Here is a 19,709-nt window from a genome sequence, read left to right as displayed (position 1 = left end):
CTGCAGCGCGGAGTGCCTGTCCGATAACACATGGAAGGCGGAGACGTGGATCCGAACGGCAGCGGGGCCGGGCCAGAGTCTCATGACGCGGCATTTCATGCCGCGCCTGATCGGCAACGCTTGGAAAATGTGGTGATCCGGTTCGCTGGAGACTCCGGCGACGGCATGCAGCTAACCGGCGACCGATTCACCTCGGAGGCAGCGCTTTTCGGCAACGATCTGGCGACCCAGCCGAACTACCCCGCAGAGATCCGGGCACCGGCGGGCACGTTGCCCGGAGTGTCGTCTTTTCAGATTCAGATAGCCGATTACGACATCCTGACCGCCGGTGACCGTCCCGACGTGCTCGTCGCCATGAACCCGGCAGCGTTGAAGGCCAATATCGGCGACCTACCGCTTGGCGGAATGGTGATCGTGAACTCTGACGAGTTCACCAAGCGCAACCTGACGAAAGTGGGCTACGTGACAAACCCGCTGGAGTCCGGCGAGCTGTCCGACTATGTGGTGCACACCGTCGCCATGACCACACTGACCCTGGGTGCCGTCGAGGCGATCGGCGCGTCCAAGAAGGATGGCCAGCGCGCCAAAAATATGTTTGCGCTGGGTCTGCTGTCGTGGATGTACGGGCGCGAGCTCGAGCACAGCGAGGCCTTCATCAGGGAGAAGTTCGCCCGCAAGCCCGAAATCGCCGAGGCCAACGTGTTGGCCCTCAAGGCCGGCTGGAACTACGGCGAAACCACCGAGGCCTTCGGCACGACCTATGAGATACCGCCCGCGACTTTGCCGCCCGGCGAGTACCGGCAGATCTCGGGCAATACCGCGCTGGCCTACGGGATCGTGGTGGCCGGTCAGCTCGCCGGCCTTCCGGTCGTGCTCGGCAGTTATCCGATTACTCCGGCGTCGGACATCCTGCACGAACTGTCCAAGCACAAGAACTTCAATGTCGTCACCTTCCAGGCCGAAGACGAGATCGGCGGCATCTGCGCTGCGCTGGGTGCCGCCTACGGTGGTGCGTTGGGAGTCACCAGCACATCGGGACCGGGAATTTCGCTGAAGTCCGAAGCGCTGGGACTGGGTGTGATGACCGAACTGCCGTTGCTGGTCATAGACGTGCAGCGGGGCGGGCCGTCGACCGGTCTACCCACCAAGACCGAGCAGGCCGACTTGCTGCAGGCGCTCTACGGCCGCAATGGCGAGTCACCGGTGGCGGTGCTGGCGCCGCGCTCTCCTGCCGACTGCTTTGAAACCGCCCTTGAGGCGGTGCGCATCGCGGTGTCCTACCACACCCCGGTGATCTTGTTGTCCGACGGCGCCATCGCCAACGGCTCGGAGCCATGGCGAATCCCGGATGTCAATGCGCTACCGCCCATTAAGCACACCTTCGCCAAACCCGGCGAGCCCTTCCAGCCTTATGCCCGTGACCGGGAAACCCTTGCCCGCCAGTTCGCCATTCCGGGCACCCCCGGTCTGGAACACCGCATCGGCGGGCTGGAAGCTGCCAATGGCTCGGGCGACATCTCCTACGAGCCGACTAATCATGACCTCATGGTCCGGTTGCGCCAAGCCAAGATCGACGGTATCCATGTTCCCGATCTGGAAGTCGATGATCCGACCGGGGACGCCGAGCTGTTGTTGATTGGGTGGGGCAGCTCCTACGGCCCAATCGGTGAAGCGTGCCGGCGCGCGCGTCGCCGAGGCACCAAGGTAGCGCACGCCCATCTGCGCTATCTCAACCCGTTCCCGGCCAATTTGGGTGAGGTGCTGCGGCGTTACCCCAAGGTGGTGGCTCCGGAGTTGAACTTGGGCCAGCTGGCCCAGGTGCTGCGCGGTAAGTACCTGGTCGACGTGCAATCGGTCACCAAGGTTAAGGGTGTCTCGTTCCTGGCCGACGAGATTGGGCGCTTTATCCGGGCCGCACTTGCCGGGAGATTGGCCGAGCTTGAGCAAGACAAGACGTTGGTCGCCAGATTGTCGGCGGCCACGGCGGGAGCGGGAGCAAACGGATGACCCGCTCCGGCGATGAAGCACAGCTCATGACCGGCGTGACCGGTGATTTGGCGGGCACCGAGCTCGGCCTGACTCCGAGCTTGACCAAGAACGCTGGGGTGCCCACCACGGATCAGCCGCAGAAGGGCAAGGATTTCACCAGTGACCAGGAGGTGCGCTGGTGCCCGGGCTGCGGCGACTACGTCATCCTCAACACCATCCGAAACTTCCTGCCCGAACTGGGGCTGCGGCGTGAGAACATCGTGTTCATCAGCGGTATCGGATGCTCCAGCCGGTTCCCCTATTACCTGGAAACCTACGGCTTTCATTCGATTCACGGCCGCGCGCCCGCGATAGCGACCGGTCTGGCGCTGGCTCGCGAGGATCTGTCGGTATGGGTGGTCACCGGCGACGGTGACGCCTTGTCGATCGGCGGTAACCACCTGATCCACGCGCTGCGCCGCAACATCAACGTGACGATTCTGCTGTTCAACAACCGGATCTATGGGCTGACCAAAGGACAGTATTCGCCGACATCGGAGGTCGGCAAGGTCACCAAGTCGACACCGATGGGCTCGCTGGATCACCCGTTCAATCCGGTGTCGTTGGCGCTGGGGGCAGAGGCGACGTTCGTTGGCCGCGCGCTGGACTCAGACCGTAACGGGCTGACCGAAGTGCTGCGTGCCGCGGCCCAGCATCGCGGTGCTGCCCTGGTCGAAATCCTGCAGGACTGCCCGATCTTCAACGACGGCTCGTTCGATGCGCTGCGCAAGGAGGGCGCCGAGGAGCGGGTCATCAAGGTCCGCCACGGCGAGCCGATCGTCTTCGGGGCCAACGGCGAATACTGCGTGGTCAAGTCCGGATTCGGCCTCGAAGTGGCCAAGACGGCCGATGTGGCCATCGACGAGATCATTGTGCACGATGCGCAGGTCGACGACCCGGCCTACGCCTTCGCGCTGTCCCGGCTGTCCGATCAGAACCTGGACCACACCGTGCTGGGAATCTTTCGGCACATCAGCCGGCCAACCTACGATGATGCGGCCCGCTCGCAGGTAGTCGCGGCCCGAAACGCCGCCCCGTCCGGCACCGCTGCACTGCAGTCACTGTTGCACGGGCGCGACACTTGGACCGTCGACTGACGTGGCTGAGCTCGCGCCCGACACAGTGCCGCTGGCCGGGGTTGTTCTCGCGGGAGGTGAATCCCGCCGAATGGGTCGCGACAAAGCCACCCTGCCCCTCCCCGGGGGAACCACCACGCTGGTGGAGCATATGGTCGGCATTCTCGGCCAGCGCTGCGCGCCGGTTTTCGTGATGGCCGCTCCGGGACAACCGTTGCCCACGCTGCCGGTCCCCGTTCTGCGTGATGAGCTGCCGGGGCTGGGGCCGCTGCCGGCGACCGGTCGCGGGTTGCGTGCGGCTGCGGAGGCCGGTGTCCGGCTCGCGTTTGTCTGTGCGGTCGACATGCCTTATCTGACAGTGGAATTGATCGAGGATCTCGCGCGCCGCGCGGTGCAGACCGATGCCGAAGTGGTGTTGCCCTGGGATGGCCGTAACCACTACCTGGCCGCGGTGTATCGGACGGATCTGGCCGACCGCGTCGACACGTTGGTCGGTGCCGGCGAGCGAAAGATGAGCGCCCTGGTCGACGCTTCGGATGCACTGCGGATCGTGATGGCGGATTCCCGACCGCTGACCAACGTCAATTCGGCCGCAGGCTTGCACACACCGATGCAGCCCGGACGCTAATACTATTCCGTATTAATTTTCTGGTGGCCTTTCGAGATATTCTCGTCTTGTTTTCAATGAAGACGTTATTAACATTGGCCATGGCCGCCGCTTCTAGTACTGCCTTGACTACAGTTGGCGTCTCTGGTGCGCGGTTGATCACGTATTGCGTTGGGGTGGAGGACATTTGAGTCTGCTGACGGTAGAGGATCCGGCTGTTACGGCAGACTGCTATTTGGTGGTGCCCCAGGTTACCTATGAATCACAGTGCGGCACTTAGTATTAGGGCGGATTATTGGGAGCAGTCTAGCTGATTCGAGGTGTGGTGGACGTCGGGGTGTGCAAGTCGTTGTGGCGCAGGTCACCACGGCGTGTGGATCAGATCCCGGACCAGGGCCACGATGGTGACAAATCCGTGTCCGGGGTCACAATATTTGCGTGATTCGGCTCACGATAGCGCCGCGGTCGCAAAGATACAGCTGAGCCAAAACCGCACTTCTGACCTGCAACAACAATTGTGCCACCGCGCCGTGATCGGCTTGTGATTGAACTGATATCTCGGTTTGCCGGAGATGACGAATCCAAATCGTTATCGTACGGTCCCCTTGGCCCGGCAGACGGGCAGCAAGAAATCTCAACAATTGAATCTACGGACCCGCGTGCGAGCGGAGCCGGGGACGGCTGAATCGGTTGGCCGACCCGCAGGCGGCGGCTAGCAGCCGCGCCGGGCAGATCAAGCGCTCCGCTGCCGTGCCGGACCGAGACGGCACGTCCCACGCAGCACCCTCGAATGCACCTGGCAGCTAACCCATGCCCGTGGGTTGGCTTTGGCGCGCGCGCACCGCGAAAGGAACAACGTTGAAGAACGCCCGTACGACGCTCATCGCCGCCGCGATTGCCGGGACGTTGGTGACCACGTCACCAGCCGGTATCGCCAATGCCGACGACGCGGGCTTGGACCCAAACGCCGCAGCCGGCCCGGATGCCGTGGGCTTTGACCCGAACCTGCCGCCGGCCCCGGACGCTGCACCCGTCGATACTCCGCCGGCTCCGGAGGACGCGGGCTTTGATCCCAACCTCCCCCCGCCGCTGGCCCCGGACTTCCTGTCCCCGCCTGCGGAGGAAGCGCCTCCCGTGCCCGTGGCCTACAGCGTGAACTGGGACGCGATCGCGCAGTGCGAGTCCGGTGGAAACTGGTCGATCAACACCGGTAACGGTTACTACGGCGGCCTGCAGTTCACCGCCGGCACCTGGCGTGCCAACGGTGGCTCGGGGTCCGCGGCCAACGCGAGCCGGGAGGAGCAGATCCGGGTGGCTGAGAACGTGCTGCGTTCGCAGGGTATCCGCGCCTGGCCGGTCTGCGGCCGCCGCGGCTGACCACCGCGAAAAGACGCAAAAGCTCCCAAATCCGGTCGGATTTGGGAGCTTTTGCGTCTGCTCGCGCACCCCGGAGTAGCGTCAAACCCGTGACCGCTACGCCGCGTGAATTCGACATCGTGTTGTACGGGGCGACCGGCTTCGTCGGCAAGCTGACCGCCGAATACCTGGCCCGGGCCGGGGGAGATGCCCGGATCGCGCTGGCCGGCAGGTCGACGCAACGGGTGCTCGCCGTTCGCGAAGCCCTGGGCGAATCCGCGCAGACCTGGCCGATCCTGACCGCCGACGCGTCGTTGCCGTCGACGCTGCAAGCCATGGCCGCCCGCGCCCAGGTCGTGGTCACCACCGTTGGGCCCTACACCCGCTACGGGCTGCCGCTGGTGGCCGCATGCGCTGCCGCCGGCACCGACTACGCCGACCTGACCGGCGAGCCGATGTTCATGCGCAACAGCATCGACTTGTACCACAAGCAGGCCGCCGACACCGGTGCACGCATCGTGCACGCCTGCGGATTCGACTCCGTCCCATCTGATCTGAGCGTGTACGCCCTATACCACGCGGCACGAGAAGACGGCGCCGGCGAGCTGACCGACACCAACTGCGTGGTGCGTTCCTTCAAAGGCGGGTTCTCCGGCGGCACCATCGCATCGATGCTGGAGGTGTTGAGCACCGCTTCTAACGATCCCGATGCGCGCCGCCAGCTATCCGACCCCTACATGCTGAGCCCAGACCGCGGCGCCGAACCCGAACTGGGCCCACAGCCTGACCTGCCGTCGCGTCGTGGCCGTCGGCTCGCGCCGGAACTGGCCGGTGTGTGGACCGCGGGATTCATCATGGCGCCCACCAACACCCGGATCGTGCGCCGCAGCAACGCGCTCCTGGACTGGGCCTACGGCCGGCGGTTCCGCTACAGCGAAACCATGAGCGTAGGGTCCACGGTGCTGGCGCCGGTGGTATCGGTTGTCGGCGGCGGTGTCGGCAACGCGATGTTCGGCTTGGCCAGCCGCTACATCCGCCTGCTGCCGCGGGGACTGGTAAAGCGTGTCGTCCCCAAACCCGGCACCGGCCCCAGTGCGGCGGCTCGCGAGCGCGGCTACTACCGCATCGAGACCTACACCACCACAACCACCGGAGCCCGGTACCTGGCGCGCATGGCCCAAGATGGTGACCCCGGCTACAAGGCGACGTCGGTGTTGTTGGGGGAGTGTGGTCTGGCGCTGGCACTGGATCGCGACAAGCTGTCCGACATGCGTGGTGTGTTAACCCCCGCGGCCGCAATGGGTGACGCCCTGCTGGAGCGTTTGCCGGCCGCCGGTGTGTCGCTGCAGACCACGCGACTGGCTAGCTGAATCCGGGCGGTTTCGGGCGCTTTCATGCCGGTGTGAAGCGGTTCCTAGAATTGATCGGTGACCGCCAGCCCTCACCCTGCCGCCGATATGCTGCCCAAGTCGTGGGATCCGGCCGCGATGGAGAGCGCCATCTATCAGAAGTGGCTGGACGCTGGCTACTTCACCGCGGACCCGACCAGCACCAAGCCGGCCTATTCGATCGTGCTGCCGCCGCCGAACGTGACCGGCAGCCTGCACATGGGCCACGCGCTGGAACACACCATGATGGACGCCTTGACGCGGCGCAAGCGGATGCAGGGCTATGAGGTGCTCTGGCAGCCGGGCACCGACCATGCCGGGATCGCCACCCAGAGCGTGGTCGAGCAGCAGCTGGCGGTCGACGGCAAGACTAAAGAAGACCTCGGCCGCGAGCTGTTCGTGGACAAGGTGTGGGATTGGAAGCGAGAGTCTGGCGGTGCCATCGGCGGCCAGATGCGCCGACTCGGTGACGGGGTGGACTGGAGCCGCGACCGGTTCACCATGGACGAAGGTCTGTCGCGGGCGGTGCGCACGATCTTCAAGCGGCTTTATGACGCCGGGCTGATCTATCGGGCCGAGCGGCTGGTCAACTGGTCGCCGGTGCTGCAGACCGCGATCTCCGACCTCGAGGTCAACTACCGCGACGTCGAAGGCGAGCTGGTGTCGTTTAGGTACGGCTCGCTTGACGACTCGCAACCCCACATCGTGGTCGCCACCACCCGGGTCGAGACGATGCTGGGCGATACCGCGATCGCCGTCCATCCCGATGACGAGCGCTACCGTCACCTGGTCGGCACCAGCCTGGCGCACCCATTCGTCGACCGGGAGCTGGCCATTGTCGCCGACGAGCACGTGGACCCTGAATTCGGCACCGGCGCGGTCAAAGTCACACCCGCCCACGACCCCAACGACTTCGAAATCGGGGTGCGCCACCAGCTGCCGATGCCCTCGATCCTGGACACCAAGGGCCGGATCGTCGACACCGGAACGCGATTCGACGGCATGGACCGCTTCGAGGCACGGGTCGCGGTGCGCCAAGCGCTCGCGGCCCAGGGCCGCGTGGTCGAAGAAAAGCGACCCTACCTGCACAGCGTCGGACACTCCGAACGCAGCGGCGAGCCGATCGAGCCGCGGCTATCCCTGCAGTGGTGGGTCCGGGTGGAATCGCTGGCCAAAGCGGCCGGGGATGCGGTGCGCAACGGGGACACCGTGATTCACCCGGCCAGCATGGAACCCCGCTGGTTCTCCTGGGTCGACGACATGCACGACTGGTGCATCTCGCGACAGCTCTGGTGGGGGCATCGGATCCCGATCTGGTACGGACCCGACGGCGAACAGGTGTGCGTCGGCCCGGACGAAACACCCCCGCAGGGCTGGGAACAGGATCCTGACGTGCTGGATACCTGGTTTTCGTCGGCGCTGTGGCCGTTTTCCACGCTGGGTTGGCCGGACAAGACGGCGGAGCTGGAAAAGTTCTATCCGACAAGCGTTCTGGTTACCGGCTATGACATCTTGTTCTTTTGGGTGGCCAGAATGATGATGTTCGGCACCTTCGTCGGCGACGACGCCGCCATCACCCTCGACGGCCGCCGGGGCCCGCAGGTGCCGTTCACCGACGTGTTTCTGCATGGGCTGATCCGCGACGAGTCTGGCCGCAAGATGAGCAAGTCCAAGGGCAACGTCATCGACCCGCTGGATTGGGTGGAAATGTTCGGGGCCGATGCGCTGCGGTTCACGCTGGCCCGCGGGGCCAGTCCCGGTGGTGACTTGGCGGTGAGCGAGGATGCCGTGCGGGCGTCGCGCAATTTCGGGACCAAGCTGTTCAACGCCACTCGGTACGCACTGCTCAATGGCGCCGCGCCAGCACCCCTGCCATCGCCGAACGAGCTGACCGACGCCGACCGCTGGATTCTCGGAAGGTTGGAAGAGGTTCGGGCCGAAGTTGATTCGGCCTTCGACGGATACGAGTTCAGCCGCGCTTGTGAGTCCCTGTATCACTTCGCCTGGGACGAATTCTGCGACTGGTACCTCGAACTGGCCAAAACGCAGCTTGCCCAGGGACTCACACACACCACCGCCGTGCTGGCCGCCGGGCTGGACACGCTGCTGCGCCTGCTGCACCCGGTGATTCCCTTCCTCACCGAGGCGCTATGGCTGGCGCTGACCGGCAGGGAATCGCTGGTCAGCGCCGACTGGCCGGAGCCTTCCGGGATTAGCGTGGACCTTGTTGCCGCGCAACGGATTAACGATATGCAGAAGTTGGTGACCGAAGTGCGGCGGTTCCGCAGCGATCAAGGTCTGGCCGACCGGCAGAAGGTTCCGGCCCGAATGCACGGTGTGCGGGACTCGGATCTGAGCAACCAGGTGGCCGCCGTGACCTCGCTGGCGTGGCTCACCGAGCCGGGCCCGGATTTTGAGCCGTCGGTCTCGTTGGAGGTTCGGCTCGGCCCCGAGATGAACCGCACCGTCGTCGTCGAGCTCGACACCTCGGGCACCATCGACGTGGCCGCCGAGCGTCGCCGCCTGGAAAAGGAGTTGGCCGGCGCCCAAAAGGAGCTGGCGTCGACCGCCGCCAAGTTGGCCAACGCGGACTTTCTGGCCAAAGCGCCCGACGCCGTCATTGCCAAGATCCGGGACCGCCAGCGCGTGGCGCAGCAGGAAACCGAGCGCATCACCACCCGGTTGGCTGCGCTGCAATGAATTCGACGAATTCCGGCCCGCCTGACTCGGGATCGGCCACCGGCGTCGTGCCCACTCCGGACGAGATCGCGTCCCTGCTGCAGGTTGAGCATCTACTCGACCAACGCTGGCCGGAGACCCGCATCGATCCGAGCCTGACCCGGATCAGCGCGTTGATGGACCTGCTGGGCTCGCCCCAACGCAGCTATCCGTCGATCCATATCGCGGGCACCAACGGCAAGACCTCGGTGGCGCGCATGGTCGACGCGCTGGTCACCGCGCTGCACCGGCGCACCGGCCGAACCACCAGCCCACACCTGCAGTCACCGGTGGAACGCATTTCGATCGACGGCAAGCCGATCAGCCCGGCGCAGTATGTGGCGACCTACCGGGAGATCGAGCCGTTGGTGGCGCTGATCGACCAGCAGTCGCAGGCTTCTGCGGGTAAGGGTGGCCCGGCGATGAGCAAGTTCGAGGTGCTCACCGCGATGGCGTTCGCGGCCTTTGCGGACGCGCCCGTCGACGTGGCAGTGGTCGAGGTGGGCATGGGCGGACGTTGGGACGCCACCAACGTGATCAACGCACCGGTCGCCGTCATCACCCCGATCAGCATTGATCACGTCGACTATCTCGGTGCCGATATCGCCGGGATCGCCGGGGAGAAGGCGGGCATCATCACTCGGGCCCCCGACGGTTCGCCGGACACCGTCGCGGTCATCGGGCGTCAGGTCCCGAAGGTCATGGAGGTGCTGCTGGCCGAATCGGTGCGCGCCGACGCGTCGGTGGCCCGGGAGGATTCCGAATTCGCGGTGCTACGGCGACAGATCGCGGTCGGCGGTCAGGTACTGCAACTGCAGGGCCTCGGCGGGGTTTACTCCGACATCTACTTGCCGCTGCACGGTGAACACCAGGCGCACAACGCGGTGCTCGCCCTCGCTTCCGTCGAGGCCTTTTTCGGTGCCGGTGCGCAGCGTCAGCTCGACGGCGACGCCGTCCGGGCCGGCTTTGCCGCCGTCACCAGTCCCGGCCGGTTGGAGCGCATGCGCAGCGCACCCACGGTGTTCATCGACGCCGCGCACAATCCGGCCGGGGCGAGTGCTCTGGCACAAACGCTGGCGCATGAGTTCGACTTCCGATTTCTGGTCGGGGTGCTCAGCGTGCTGGGCGACAAGGACGTGGACGGCATCCTGGCCGCACTGGAGCCGGTGTTCGATTCCGTCGTCGTGACCCACAACGGGTCGCCGCGGGCGCTGGATGTCGAGGCCCTGGCGCTGGCGGCCGGCGAGCGGTTCGGACCCGACCGGGTGCGCACCGCCGAGAACCTGCGCGATGCTATCGACGTTGCCACCTCACTGGTCGACGACGCCGCCGCCGACCCGGATGTGGCCGGGGACGCATTCTCGAGAACCGGGATCGTCATCACCGGCTCGGTTGTCACCGCAGGGGCGGCTCGGACCTTGTTCGGTCGTGATCCGCAATGACCGACCGGTCGCGTGAGCCGGCTGACCCGTGGAAGGGATTCAGCGCGGTGATGGCGGCGACGCTGATCCTCGAGGCGATCGTGGTGCTGCTGGCAATACCGGTAGTGGACGCGGTCGGCGGTGGGCTGCGTCCGGCCTCGCTGGGCTATTTGGTCGGTCTGGCCGTGCTGTTGATACTGCTGACCGGGCTGCAGCGCAGACCCTGGGCAATCTGGGTGAACCTGGGCGCACAACCGGTGCTGGTTGCCGGCTTCGCCGTGTACCCGGGTGTGGGTTTCATTGGCGTGCTGTTCGCTGCGTTGTGGGTCCTGATCGCGTATTTGCGTGCCGAGGTGCGGCGGCGTCGGGATTACCGGGTGTCGCAATGACCGGTTTGGGCATACATCTTGCGGCATTTAGTGTTGGGCACCGTGACCGAACGGACTCTGGTACTGATCAAGCCGGATGGCATCGAAAGGCAGCTGATCGGCGAGATCATCAGCCGCATCGAGCGCAAAGGCCTCACCATCGCTGCGCTGCAGCTCAGGACCGTCAGCGCGGAGTTGGCCAGCCAGCACTACGCCGAACATGAAGGCAAACCATTCTTTGGATCGTTGCTGGAGTTCATCACGTCGGGTCCGGTGGTAGCGGCGATCGTGGAGGGAACCCGAGCCATCGCGGCGGTTCGCCAACTCGCCGGCGGCACCGACCCGGTGCAGGCGGCGGCGCCCGGCACAATCCGGGGCGACTTCGCTCTAGAGACGCAGTTCAACCTGGTGCACGGGTCTGATTCGGCCGAATCCGCGCAGCGCGAAATCGCGCTCTGGTTTCCCGGCGCCTAGCTCCGGGTGCGCCGATCCCGGGCGGCTTGGGCAGCACCCCAGCTCAAGGGAAGGTGACTCGGCCCAGTGATGTGGGATACTGATGACGGGTGAACGTCGCCGAAGCGGTGTCGGACGCCCGAATGAAGACTTAGGCAACCGCGACCATCGCCATCCTTCGATGCGGCGCGGCATGTCGGGCCGTCATTCAGCACGGTGCCGAGTGGGTTCGTCATGAGCTGCTCGGGACAAGACCATCACAAGCTCGGGAGACAAGTGACCCGGGCAGATAGCGAAGCCCTCGCGTGGCCGCGTCGATCAAGACGCGCCCGGGGGCTTGAGGAGAATACGTGATAGACGGTGCCCCACCTTCAGATCCACCAGAACCGAGCCAGCATGAGGAACTGCCGGACCGCCTAAGAGTCCATTCGCTGGCACGAACGCTGGGAACCACCAGCAGGCGGGTGCTGGATGCGCTCACCGCGCTCGACGGACGGGTCCGCAGCGCACATTCCACGGTGGATCGCGTCGATGCGGTCCGGGTGCGCGATCTGCTGGCCACTCATCTCGAGACTGCCGGCGTGCTGGCGGCCTCGGTCCATGCGCCCGAAGCGTCCGAGGAACCCGAGTCCCGGCTGATGCTAGAGACCCAGGAGACTCGGAATGCCGACGTGGAGCGGCCGCACTATATGCCGCTGTTCGTCGCGCCCCAGCCGATTCCCGAGCCGTTAGCGGACGACGAGGACGTCGACGATGGCCCCGACTACGTCGCCGACGATTCCGACGCTGACGACGAAGGGCAGCTAGACCGGCCGGCGAACCGGCGGCGACGTCGCGGCCGTCGGGGTCGCGGTCGCGGACGCGGGGAGCAGGGTGGATCCGACGGTGATCCGGTTGACCAGCAATCCGAGCCCCGGGCCCAACAATTTACCAGCGCGGACGCCGCCGAAACCGACGACGGCGACGATCGAGATTCCGAAGATACCGAAGCCGGTGACAACGGCGAGGACGAAAACGGTTCGCTGGAGGCCGGCAATCGTCGCCGGCGCCGCCGGCGACGGCGTAAGTCGGCTTCTGGTGACGACAACGACGCTGCGTTAGAGGGCCCGTTGCCTGACGATCCGCCCAACACTGTCGTACACGAACGCGTGCCCCGCGCGGGTGACAAGGCCGGCAACTCGCAGGATGGCGGCTCTGGCTCCACTGAGATCAAGGGCATCGACGGCTCGACCCGCCTGGAAGCCAAGCGGCAACGCCGCCGCGACGGGCGCGACGCCGGCCGGCGCCGCCCACCGGTGTTGAGTGAGGCCGAGTTTCTGGCTCGCCGTGAGGCGGTCGAGCGGGTGATGGTGGTGCGCGACCGGGTCCGCACCGAGCCACCGCTGCCGGGCACGCGGTACACCCAGATTGCGGTGCTCGAAGACGGTATCGTCGTGGAGCATTTCGTGACGTCTGCGGCCTCGGCTTCCCTGGTGGGCAACATCTACCTGGGAATTGTGCAGAACGTGCTGCCGTCGATGGAGGCGGCGTTCGTCGACATCGGGCGCGGTCGCAATGGAGTGCTCTACGCCGGTGAAGTCAATTGGGATGCAGCGGGGTTGGGCGGGGCCGATCGCAAGATCGAGCAGGCCCTCAAACCCGGCGACTATGTCGTGGTGCAGGTCAGCAAGGACCCGGTAGGGCATAAGGGCGCGCGGCTGACCACGCAGGTGTCGCTGGCCGGTCGATTTCTGGTTTATGTGCCGGGCGCGTCGTCGACCGGGATCAGCCGCAAGCTGCCCGACACTGAACGTCAGCGGCTCAAGGAGATCCTGCGCGAGGTGGTGCCGTCTGACGCTGGGGTCATCATCCGTACCGCGTCTGAGGGCGTCAAAGAGGACGACATTCGCGCAGACGTCGCTCGGCTACGGGAACGCTGGGAGCAGATCGAGGCCAAGGCACAAGAGACCAAGGAGAAGGCCGCGGGCGCTGCGGTGGCGCTGTACGAAGAACCGGACGTGCTGGTCAAGGTTATCCGTGACCTGTTCAACGAGGACTTCGTCGGCCTCATCGTTTCCGGCGACGAGGCTTGGAACACGATCAATGAATACGTGAATTCTGTTGCTCCCGAATTGGTTTCGAAGTTGACCAAGTACGAGTCCGCTGACGGGCCGGATGGCCAGTCCGCGCCGGACGTCTTCACGGTGCACCGCATTGACGAGCAGCTGGCCAAAGCGATGGACCGCAAGGTGTGGTTGCCGTCGGGCGGGACGCTGGTGATCGACCGGACCGAAGCCATGACGGTCATTGACGTCAACACCGGTAAATTCACCGGAGCCGGGGGCAACCTCGAGCAGACGGTCACCAAGAACAATCTGGAAGCGGCCGAGGAGATCGTGCGCCAGCTGCGGCTGCGCGATATCGGCGGCATCGTGGTCATCGACTTCATCGACATGGTGCTGGAGTCCAACCGCGACTTGGTGTTGCGCCGGTTGACCGAGTCGCTGGCCCGCGATCGCACCCGCCACCAGGTGTCCGAGGTGACGTCGCTGGGGCTGGTGCAGTTGACTCGCAAGCGGTTGGGAACCGGACTGATCGAAGCGTTCTCCACATCGTGTCCGAACTGCAGTGGCCGCGGGATCCTGCTGCACGCCGACCCGGTCGATTCGGCCGCGGCGACTGGGCGAAAGTCTGAGCCCGGTGCTCGGCGGGGCAAGCGATCGAAAAAGAGCCGGTCCGAAGAGTCCAGTGATAGGAGCATGGTCGCCAAGGTCCCCGTGCACGCTCCCGGTGAGCATCCCATGTTCAAGGCGATGGCAGCGGGCTTGTCCTCGCTGGCTGGTCGCGGTGACGAGGAATCCGGGGAGCCCGCTGCCGAACTCGCCGAGCAGGCCGGCGATCAACCGCCCACTGACCTCGACGACACCGCCCAAGCGGACTTCGAGGACACCGAGGACACCGACGAAGACGAGGACGAGCTCGACGCCGACGAGGACCTCGAGGACCTCGACGACGAGGACCTCGACGAGGATCTCGACGTTGAAGACTCCGATTCCGACGACGAAGACTCCGACGAAGACGCCGCCGATGCCGACGTCGACGAGGAGGATGCAGCCGGCTTGGACGGTTCCCCGGGCGAAGTCGACGTCCCCGGTGTCACGGAGCTGGCCCCTACCCGTCCACGTCGGCGCGTTGCGGGCCGGCCGGCCGGCCCACCAATCCGCCTAGACTGACCTGCTCGAAATCGCACAGCGCAGGGTTCGTCGGGACGCCGCCCCCGTGGGGTGTGGCGGCGGGTGGCTCCTCATCGTGGGGATCGACCATGGTCGATTCGTCGAAGGGATCACGACCGCGCAACACCTCGTCGGCTTTGGACAGGTCAATGGTCTTTGTCCACGAGGCAACCAGGATGGTTGCGACGGCGTTGCCGGAGAAGTTCGTGAGCGAACGGGCTTCCGACATGAACCGGTCGATCCCCACAATCAGCCCGACACCGTCCAGCAGCTCGGGGCGATGAGCCTGCAGGCCGCCGGCCAGCGTCGCAAGGCCCGCACCGCTGACCCCGGCAGCGCCCTTGGACGCGATGATCATGAACGCCAGCAGCGCGATCTGCTCGCCCCATGTCAAGCGATGTCCCATCGCGTCGGCGATGAACAGCGACGCCATGGTCAGATAGATAGCGGTGCCGTCAAGATTGAACGAGTAGCCGGTCGGCACCACCACGCCGACCGTGCTGGATTGCACGCCCAAGTGTTTCATCTTGGTGATCAGTCTGGGCAGCACCACCTCCGACGACGATGTTGCGAAGATCAGCAAGTACTCGCGGGCTAGATAGCGCAGCAGCCGAAAGATCGACAAACCCGACACGATGCGCAGTAGCACTCCCAGGACGCCGAAAACGAACACCACGCACGTCAGGTAGAAGCCGGCCATCAGCAGCAGCAGGTTGGTGACGGCGTTGAAGCCAGTCGTGGCGACGATATTGGCGATCGCACCGAACGCGCCGATCGGAGCCAGCCACAGTACCATCACGAGCACCTTGAACACCAGCTTTTGCAGGTTCTCGACGGCACGCAGGATGGACTCGCCTGCGGGGCCCAGGCCTTGGACCGCGAAACCGACCAGCAGCGCGACGAGTAACACCTGCAGCACGTTGCCTTCAGTAAGGGCTGAGGGGAGCGACCTCGGAATGATCTGCTGGATGAACCCAGCGATTCCGTGTGACTCCGCAGCCTGGCCGGCCAATGCTGCGCCGCTTCCGACCGCACCAGGCCTAAGGTGCAGATCCCTACCCGGACTGAGTAGGTTGCCGACGATCAACCCGATCCCGAGCGCCACCGATGACATCGTTAGAAAGTAGGCCAAAGCCAGCCCGCCGACCTTGCCCACGGCCGCGGCTTTGCGCACCGAGCCGATCCCGAGCACGATCGTGCAGAAGATGACCGGTGCGATCATCATCTTGATCAGGTTGACGAACACCGTCCCGAGCACCGTGAGGCTTTTTCCGGTCAACGGCGCCGTCAGCCCCACGATCACACCGGCTATCACTGCGAAAATGACCGCGAGATACAGCCAGTGGGTGCGGTCTCGGCCTTTGTTGTTAGCCGGCAAATCCGTGACCGGCGCACGATCCAAGGGGGCAGTCATCGGCGGTTCCTCCAGGTCGACATCGGACGCGATTCGGCACGATGTTAGCCGCAGCCATCAGCGGTCCAACCCGGATGACGTCACCACCCGGGCCCCGGAGTGCGCCGGTAGCGTCGAGATCGACGCTACCGGCGCACTTTCGTGTGCTGGCGTCGATCTCGCTGAGGCCCCGCTGGTTTGACCCCGTAGTTGCAGGTCACGTACCCTTGACCAGTTGTCGCCAGGCTGACGGCTGGAGACGATGCGGGGTCCGTTGTAGGTGCCCGCCCAAGACCCAGCACGCGTCCCGCCGCTGGCCCGCGCGCGAAGCGCAACGCATGCAGCGGAAGTATGAAGAGGCAGGAGCAATGATGGCGACCTACGCAATCGTCAAGACCGGCGGCAAGCAGTACAAAGTCGCTGTCGGAGATGTGGTCAAGGTCGAAAAGCTGGAATCCGAGCAGGGGGAGAAGGTGTCCCTGCCGGTGGCTCTGGTTGTCGACGGCGCCACCGTCACCACCGATGCGAAGGCACTGGCCAAGGTCGCGGTGACCGGTGAGGTGCTCGGGCACACCAAGGGCCCCAAGATCCGTATCCACAAGTTCAAGAACAAGACTGGCTACCACAAACGGCAGGGACACCGTCAGCAGCTGACGGTCCTGAAGGTCACCGGCATCGCATAACGGAGGCGACAGACATGGCACACAAGAAGGGGGCTTCCAGCTCGCGCAACGGTCGCGATTCCGCCGCCCAGCGGCTGGGGGTTAAGCGGTACGGCGGCCAGGTCGTCAAGGCCGGCGAGATCCTGGTCCGCCAGCGCGGTACCAAATTCCATCCCGGCGTCAACGTCGGGCGTGGCGGCGATGACACCTTGTTCGCCAAGACGGCCGGGGCGGTCGAGTTCGGCATCAAACGCGGACGTAAGACGGTGAGCATCGTCGGTTCGACCACTGCCTGAGCGTCGCGCGTGTGCGCCCACTGCGAAGATTCACGAGGGGCAAAACCCGCAGTAGCTGCACACTCCGCAGATGAAGGGGAGCTCGGTGCCTCGGTTTGTCGATCGGGTCGTCATCCACACCAGAGCGGGTTCGGGCGGTAACGGCTGCGCTTCGGTCCATCGCGAGAAATTCAAGCCGCTGGGCGGCCCCGATGGCGGAAATGGCGGCCGGGGCGGCAGCATCGTCTTCGTCGTCGATCCGCAAGTGCACACCCTGCTCGACTTCCATTTCCGCCCGCATCTCACCGCGGCTTCGGGCAAGCACGGGATGGGCAATAACCGCGACGGGGCCGCCGGCGCGGATTTGGAAGTGAAAGTTCCCGAAGGCACCGTGGTATTGGACGAGAGCGGCCGGCTACTGGCCGACCTGGTCGGCGCGGGCACCCGCTTTGAAGCCGCCGCCGGAGGCCGTGGCGGTTTGGGCAACGCCGCGCTGGCTTCCCGCGTGCGTAAGGCCCCCGGTTTCGCACTCCTCGGCGAAAAGGGACAGTCCCGAGACCTCACCTTGGAACTCAAGACCGTCGCCGACGTCGGCCTGGTCGGGTTTCCGTCGGCCGGAAAATCCTCGCTGGTGTCGGCGATTTCGGCGGCCAAGCCGAAGATCGCCGACTACCCGTTCACCACCCTGGTGCCCAACCTCGGTGTGGTCTCGGCTGGCGAGCACGCGTTCACCGTCGCCGACGTGCCGGGGTTGATCCCGGGCGCATCCCGGGGCCGTGGTCTGGGGCTGGACTTTCTGCGGCACATCGAGCGCTGCGCTGTACTGGTGCATGTGGTGGATTGCGCTACCGCCGAGCCGGGCCGCGACCCCATCTCGGACATCGACGCGCTGGAAACGGAACTCGCGTGCTACACGCCCACGCTGCAAGGGGACGCGGCTCTGGGCGATCTCGCCGCACGGCCGCGTGCGGTGGTCCTCAACAAAATCGATGTGCCGGAGGCCCGCGAGCTCGCGGAGTTCGTCCGTGACGACATCGCCCAGCGCGGCTGGCCGGTGTTCTGCGTGTCGACCGCAACCCGGGAAAACCTGCAGCCGTTGATCTTTGGGCTGTCGCAGATGATCTCGGACTACAACGCTGCGCGGCCGGTGGCGGTGCCACGGCGGCCGGTGATTCGTCCGATTCCGGTGGACGACAGCGGTTTTACCGTCGAACCCGACGGGCATGGTGGCTTTGTCGTCAGCGGTGCCCGGCCCGAGCGTTGGATTGACCAGACCAACTTCGACAACGACGAGGCCGTCGGCTATCTCGCCGACCGGCTGGCGCGCCTGGGTGTCGAGGAGGAATTGCTGAGGCTGGGTGCGCGGTCAGGATGCGCGGTGACCATCGGCGAGATGACGTTCGATTGGGAGCCGCAAACGCCTGCGGGTGAGCCGGTCGCGATGTCCGGCCGGGGCACCGATCCGCGGCTGGACAGCAACAAGCGGGTGGGCGCGGCCGAGCGAAAGGCCGCTCGGAGTCGGCGTCGCGAACACGGGGATGGCTGATGAGAAGTCCGCATCGGGACGCAATCCGGACCGCGCGCGGCCTTGTCGTGAAGGTCGGGACCACGGCGCTTACCACACCGTCCGGGATGTTCGATGCCGGCCGGCTGGCCGGACTGGCCGAGGCGGTCGAGCGGCGGATGAAGGCGGGTTCCGACGTCGTCATCGTGTCTTCGGGCGCCATCGCCGCCGGCATCGAGCCGCTCGGGCTGTCCCGTCGTCCCAAAGATCTGGCGACCAAGCAGGCGGCGGCCAGCGTCGGGCAGGTCGCGCTGGTGAACTCGTGGAGCGCGGCGTTCGCCCGCTACGGCCGCACGGTGGGCCAGGTGCTGCTGACCGCGCACGACATTTCGATGCGGGTGCAGCACACCAACGCCCAACGCACGCTGGATCGGCTGCGCGCGTTGCACGCGGTGGCGATTGTCAACGAGAACGACACCGTGGCCACCAACGAGATCCGGTTCGGTGACAACGATCGGCTGTCTGCACTGGTGGCGCACCTGGTCGGCGCCGACGCTTTGGTGCTGCTGTCGGACATCGACGGCCTCTACGACTGCGACCCGCGCAAAACCGCGGACGCGACGTTCATTCCGGAGGTGTCCGGGCCGGCGGATCTGGACGGTGTGGTCGCCGGCCGCAGTAGCCACCTGGGTACTGGCGGCATGGCGTCCAAGGTGTCGGCGGCGCTGTTGGCCGCCGACGCCGGGGTGCCGGTACTGCTGGCCCCCGCGGCCGACGCCGCGACCGCGCTCGCCGACGCGTCGGTGGGCACGGTGTTTGCGGCCCGGCCCGCGCGTCTGTCGGCCCGGCGGTTCTGGGTGCGTTATGCCGCCGAAGCAACCGGCGCACTGACTCTCGACGCCGGTGCGGTGCGCGCTGTGGTGCGACAACGCCGGTCACTGCTGGCGGCGGGTATCACCGCGGTGTCCGGCCGGTTTTGCGGCGGCGATGTGGTCGAACTGCGTGCACCCGACGCGGCCATGGTAGCCCGCGGGGTGGTTGCCTACGACGCGTCCGAGCTGGCCACCATGGTGGGCCGGTCCACCTCTGAGCTACCCGGCGAGCTGCGCCGCCCGGTGGTGCACGCCGACGATCTGGTCGCGGTGTCGGCGAAGCAAGCTAAGCAAGTTTAGCTACCATATTGCTCCGAGATGCGGTGTACCCCAAATGATTTCGATCAACATGGCCGCTAGCTGCGCATTGCGGCCG

Annotated in this window: 17 protein-coding genes; 15 read left to right on the top strand and 2 right to left on the bottom strand. The window is 65.7% G+C overall.

Annotated features, from left to right (window positions below; genetic code table 11):
- Positions 1-45: 45 nt before the first annotated feature.
- The 4 genes from FF952_RS13040 to FF952_RS13025 are packed head-to-tail and all read left to right on the top strand — an operon-like array spanning position 46 to position 3,902.
- Entirely contained in the window at positions 46-2,007 is a 1,962-nt protein-coding gene (locus FF952_RS13040) for a 2-oxoacid:acceptor oxidoreductase subunit alpha (RefSeq protein WP_003412627.1), read from the top strand.
- On the top strand, positions 2,004-3,125 hold the full coding sequence (locus FF952_RS13035; RefSeq protein ID WP_003412624.1) for a 2-oxoacid:ferredoxin oxidoreductase subunit beta: 1,122 nt from the start codon (positions 2,004-2,006) through the stop codon (positions 3,123-3,125). The genes FF952_RS13040 and FF952_RS13035 overlap by 4 nt, the downstream gene beginning before the upstream one ends.
- A gap of 1 nt (position 3,126) precedes the next feature.
- Positions 3,127-3,732: a molybdenum cofactor guanylyltransferase gene (mobA, locus tag FF952_RS13030; protein WP_003904841.1), complete on the top strand. Its 606-nt coding sequence runs from the start codon at positions 3,127-3,129 to the stop codon at positions 3,730-3,732.
- A 23-nt stretch (positions 3,733-3,755) separates the two neighbouring features.
- A complete protein-coding gene (locus tag FF952_RS13025; RefSeq protein WP_003908854.1) occupies positions 3,756-3,902 on the top strand; it encodes a hypothetical protein in 147 nt (48 codons plus the stop codon).
- 187 nt (positions 3,903-4,089) lie between these two features.
- Here FF952_RS13025 and FF952_RS13020 read toward each other — a convergent pair whose 3' ends face one another.
- Entirely contained in the window at positions 4,090-4,488 is a 399-nt protein-coding gene (locus tag FF952_RS13020) for a hypothetical protein (RefSeq protein WP_003899327.1), read from the bottom strand.
- An 81-nt stretch (positions 4,489-4,569) separates the two neighbouring features.
- Here FF952_RS13020 and rpfE point away from each other — a divergent pair, with 81 nt between their 5' ends.
- The 7 genes from rpfE to rne all read left to right on the top strand — a co-directional run bounded on the left by rpfE (position 4,570) and on the right by rne (position 14,627).
- Complete coding sequence (gene rpfE, locus FF952_RS13015) at positions 4,570-5,088, top strand: resuscitation-promoting factor protein RpfE (RefSeq protein ID WP_003412613.1); 519 nt, start codon at positions 4,570-4,572, stop codon at positions 5,086-5,088.
- An 89-nt stretch (positions 5,089-5,177) separates the two neighbouring features.
- Entirely contained in the window at positions 5,178-6,437 is a 1,260-nt protein-coding gene (locus FF952_RS13010) for a saccharopine dehydrogenase family protein (RefSeq protein WP_003412609.1), read from the top strand.
- 57 nt (positions 6,438-6,494) lie between these two features.
- Positions 6,495-9,155 carry a valine--tRNA ligase gene (locus tag FF952_RS13005; RefSeq protein ID WP_003412604.1) on the top strand — a complete coding sequence of 887 codons (2,661 nt, stop codon included), beginning with the start codon at positions 6,495-6,497 and terminating at the stop codon, positions 9,153-9,155.
- On the top strand, positions 9,152-10,615 hold the full coding sequence (gene folC / locus FF952_RS13000; RefSeq protein WP_003899324.1) for a bifunctional tetrahydrofolate synthase/dihydrofolate synthase: 1,464 nt from the start codon (positions 9,152-9,154) through the stop codon (positions 10,613-10,615). The genes FF952_RS13005 and folC overlap by 4 nt, the downstream gene beginning before the upstream one ends.
- Positions 10,612-10,983, top strand: coding sequence for a DUF4233 domain-containing protein (locus tag FF952_RS12995; protein ID WP_003412596.1), 372 nt, complete (start codon positions 10,612-10,614; stop codon positions 10,981-10,983). Before folC ends, FF952_RS12995 begins: the two co-directional genes overlap by 4 nt.
- A 42-nt stretch (positions 10,984-11,025) precedes the next feature.
- Complete coding sequence (gene ndk, locus FF952_RS12990) at positions 11,026-11,436, top strand: nucleoside-diphosphate kinase (protein WP_003412592.1); 411 nt, start codon at positions 11,026-11,028, stop codon at positions 11,434-11,436.
- A 329-nt stretch (positions 11,437-11,765) separates the two neighbouring features.
- Positions 11,766-14,627 carry a ribonuclease E gene (gene rne, locus FF952_RS12985; protein WP_003899322.1) on the top strand — a complete coding sequence of 954 codons (2,862 nt, stop codon included), beginning with the start codon at positions 11,766-11,768 and terminating at the stop codon, positions 14,625-14,627.
- Here rne and FF952_RS12980 read toward each other — a convergent pair.
- Positions 14,566-16,041 carry a C4-dicarboxylate transporter DctA gene (locus FF952_RS12980; RefSeq protein WP_003904840.1) on the bottom strand — a complete coding sequence of 492 codons (1,476 nt, stop codon included), beginning with the start codon at positions 16,039-16,041 and terminating at the stop codon, positions 14,566-14,568. The genes rne and FF952_RS12980 overlap by 62 nt on opposite strands.
- A gap of 347 nt (positions 16,042-16,388) precedes the next feature.
- Here FF952_RS12980 and rplU point away from each other — a divergent pair, with 347 nt between their 5' ends.
- The 4 genes from rplU (at position 16,389) to proB (ending at position 19,633) form a co-directional block, all read left to right on the top strand.
- Entirely contained in the window at positions 16,389-16,703 is a 315-nt protein-coding gene (gene rplU / locus FF952_RS12975; protein ID WP_003412578.1) for a 50S ribosomal protein L21, read from the top strand.
- 14 nt (positions 16,704-16,717) lie between these two features.
- On the top strand, positions 16,718-16,978 hold the full coding sequence (gene rpmA / locus FF952_RS12970) for a 50S ribosomal protein L27 (RefSeq protein WP_003412574.1): 261 nt from the start codon (positions 16,718-16,720) through the stop codon (positions 16,976-16,978).
- An 85-nt stretch (positions 16,979-17,063) separates the two neighbouring features.
- On the top strand, positions 17,064-18,503 hold the full coding sequence (obgE, locus tag FF952_RS12965) for a GTPase ObgE (protein WP_003904838.1): 1,440 nt from the start codon (positions 17,064-17,066) through the stop codon (positions 18,501-18,503).
- Positions 18,503-19,633, top strand: a complete 1,131-nt coding sequence (gene proB, locus FF952_RS12960; protein ID WP_003412568.1) for a glutamate 5-kinase — start codon at positions 18,503-18,505, stop codon at positions 19,631-19,633. The genes obgE and proB overlap by 1 nt, the downstream gene beginning before the upstream one ends.
- The last annotated feature ends 76 nt before the right edge of the window (positions 19,634-19,709 follow it).

The sequence above is a fragment of the Mycobacterium tuberculosis complex sp. N0072 genome (assembly GCF_030323725.1).
In the GTDB taxonomy this organism is placed as follows: domain Bacteria; phylum Actinomycetota; class Actinomycetes; order Mycobacteriales; family Mycobacteriaceae; genus Mycobacterium; species Mycobacterium tuberculosis.
Note: the sequence above shows the minus strand (reverse complement) of the source record. Positions and strands in the feature narration are given on the sequence as shown.

Bases quoted from the DNA above. Each gene is read 5' to 3' on its own strand.
- FF952_RS12995 (WP_003412596.1), top strand. From the start codon at position 10,612: ATGACCGACCGGTCGCGTGAGCCGGCTGACCCGTGGAAGGGATTCAGC.
- folC (WP_003899324.1), top strand. From the start codon at position 9,152: ATGAATTCGACGAATTCCGGCCCGCCTGACTCGGGATCGGCCACCGGC.
- rplU (WP_003412578.1), top strand. From the start codon at position 16,389: ATGATGGCGACCTACGCAATCGTCAAGACCGGCGGCAAGCAGTACAAA.
- proB (WP_003412568.1), top strand. From the start codon at position 18,503: ATGAGAAGTCCGCATCGGGACGCAATCCGGACCGCGCGCGGCCTTGTC.
- FF952_RS12980 (WP_003904840.1), bottom strand. From the start codon at position 16,041: ATGACTGCCCCCTTGGATCGTGCGCCGGTCACGGATTTGCCGGCTAAC.
- rpmA (WP_003412574.1), top strand. From the start codon at position 16,718: ATGGCACACAAGAAGGGGGCTTCCAGCTCGCGCAACGGTCGCGATTCC.
- FF952_RS13035 (WP_003412624.1), top strand. From the start codon at position 2,004: ATGACCCGCTCCGGCGATGAAGCACAGCTCATGACCGGCGTGACCGGT.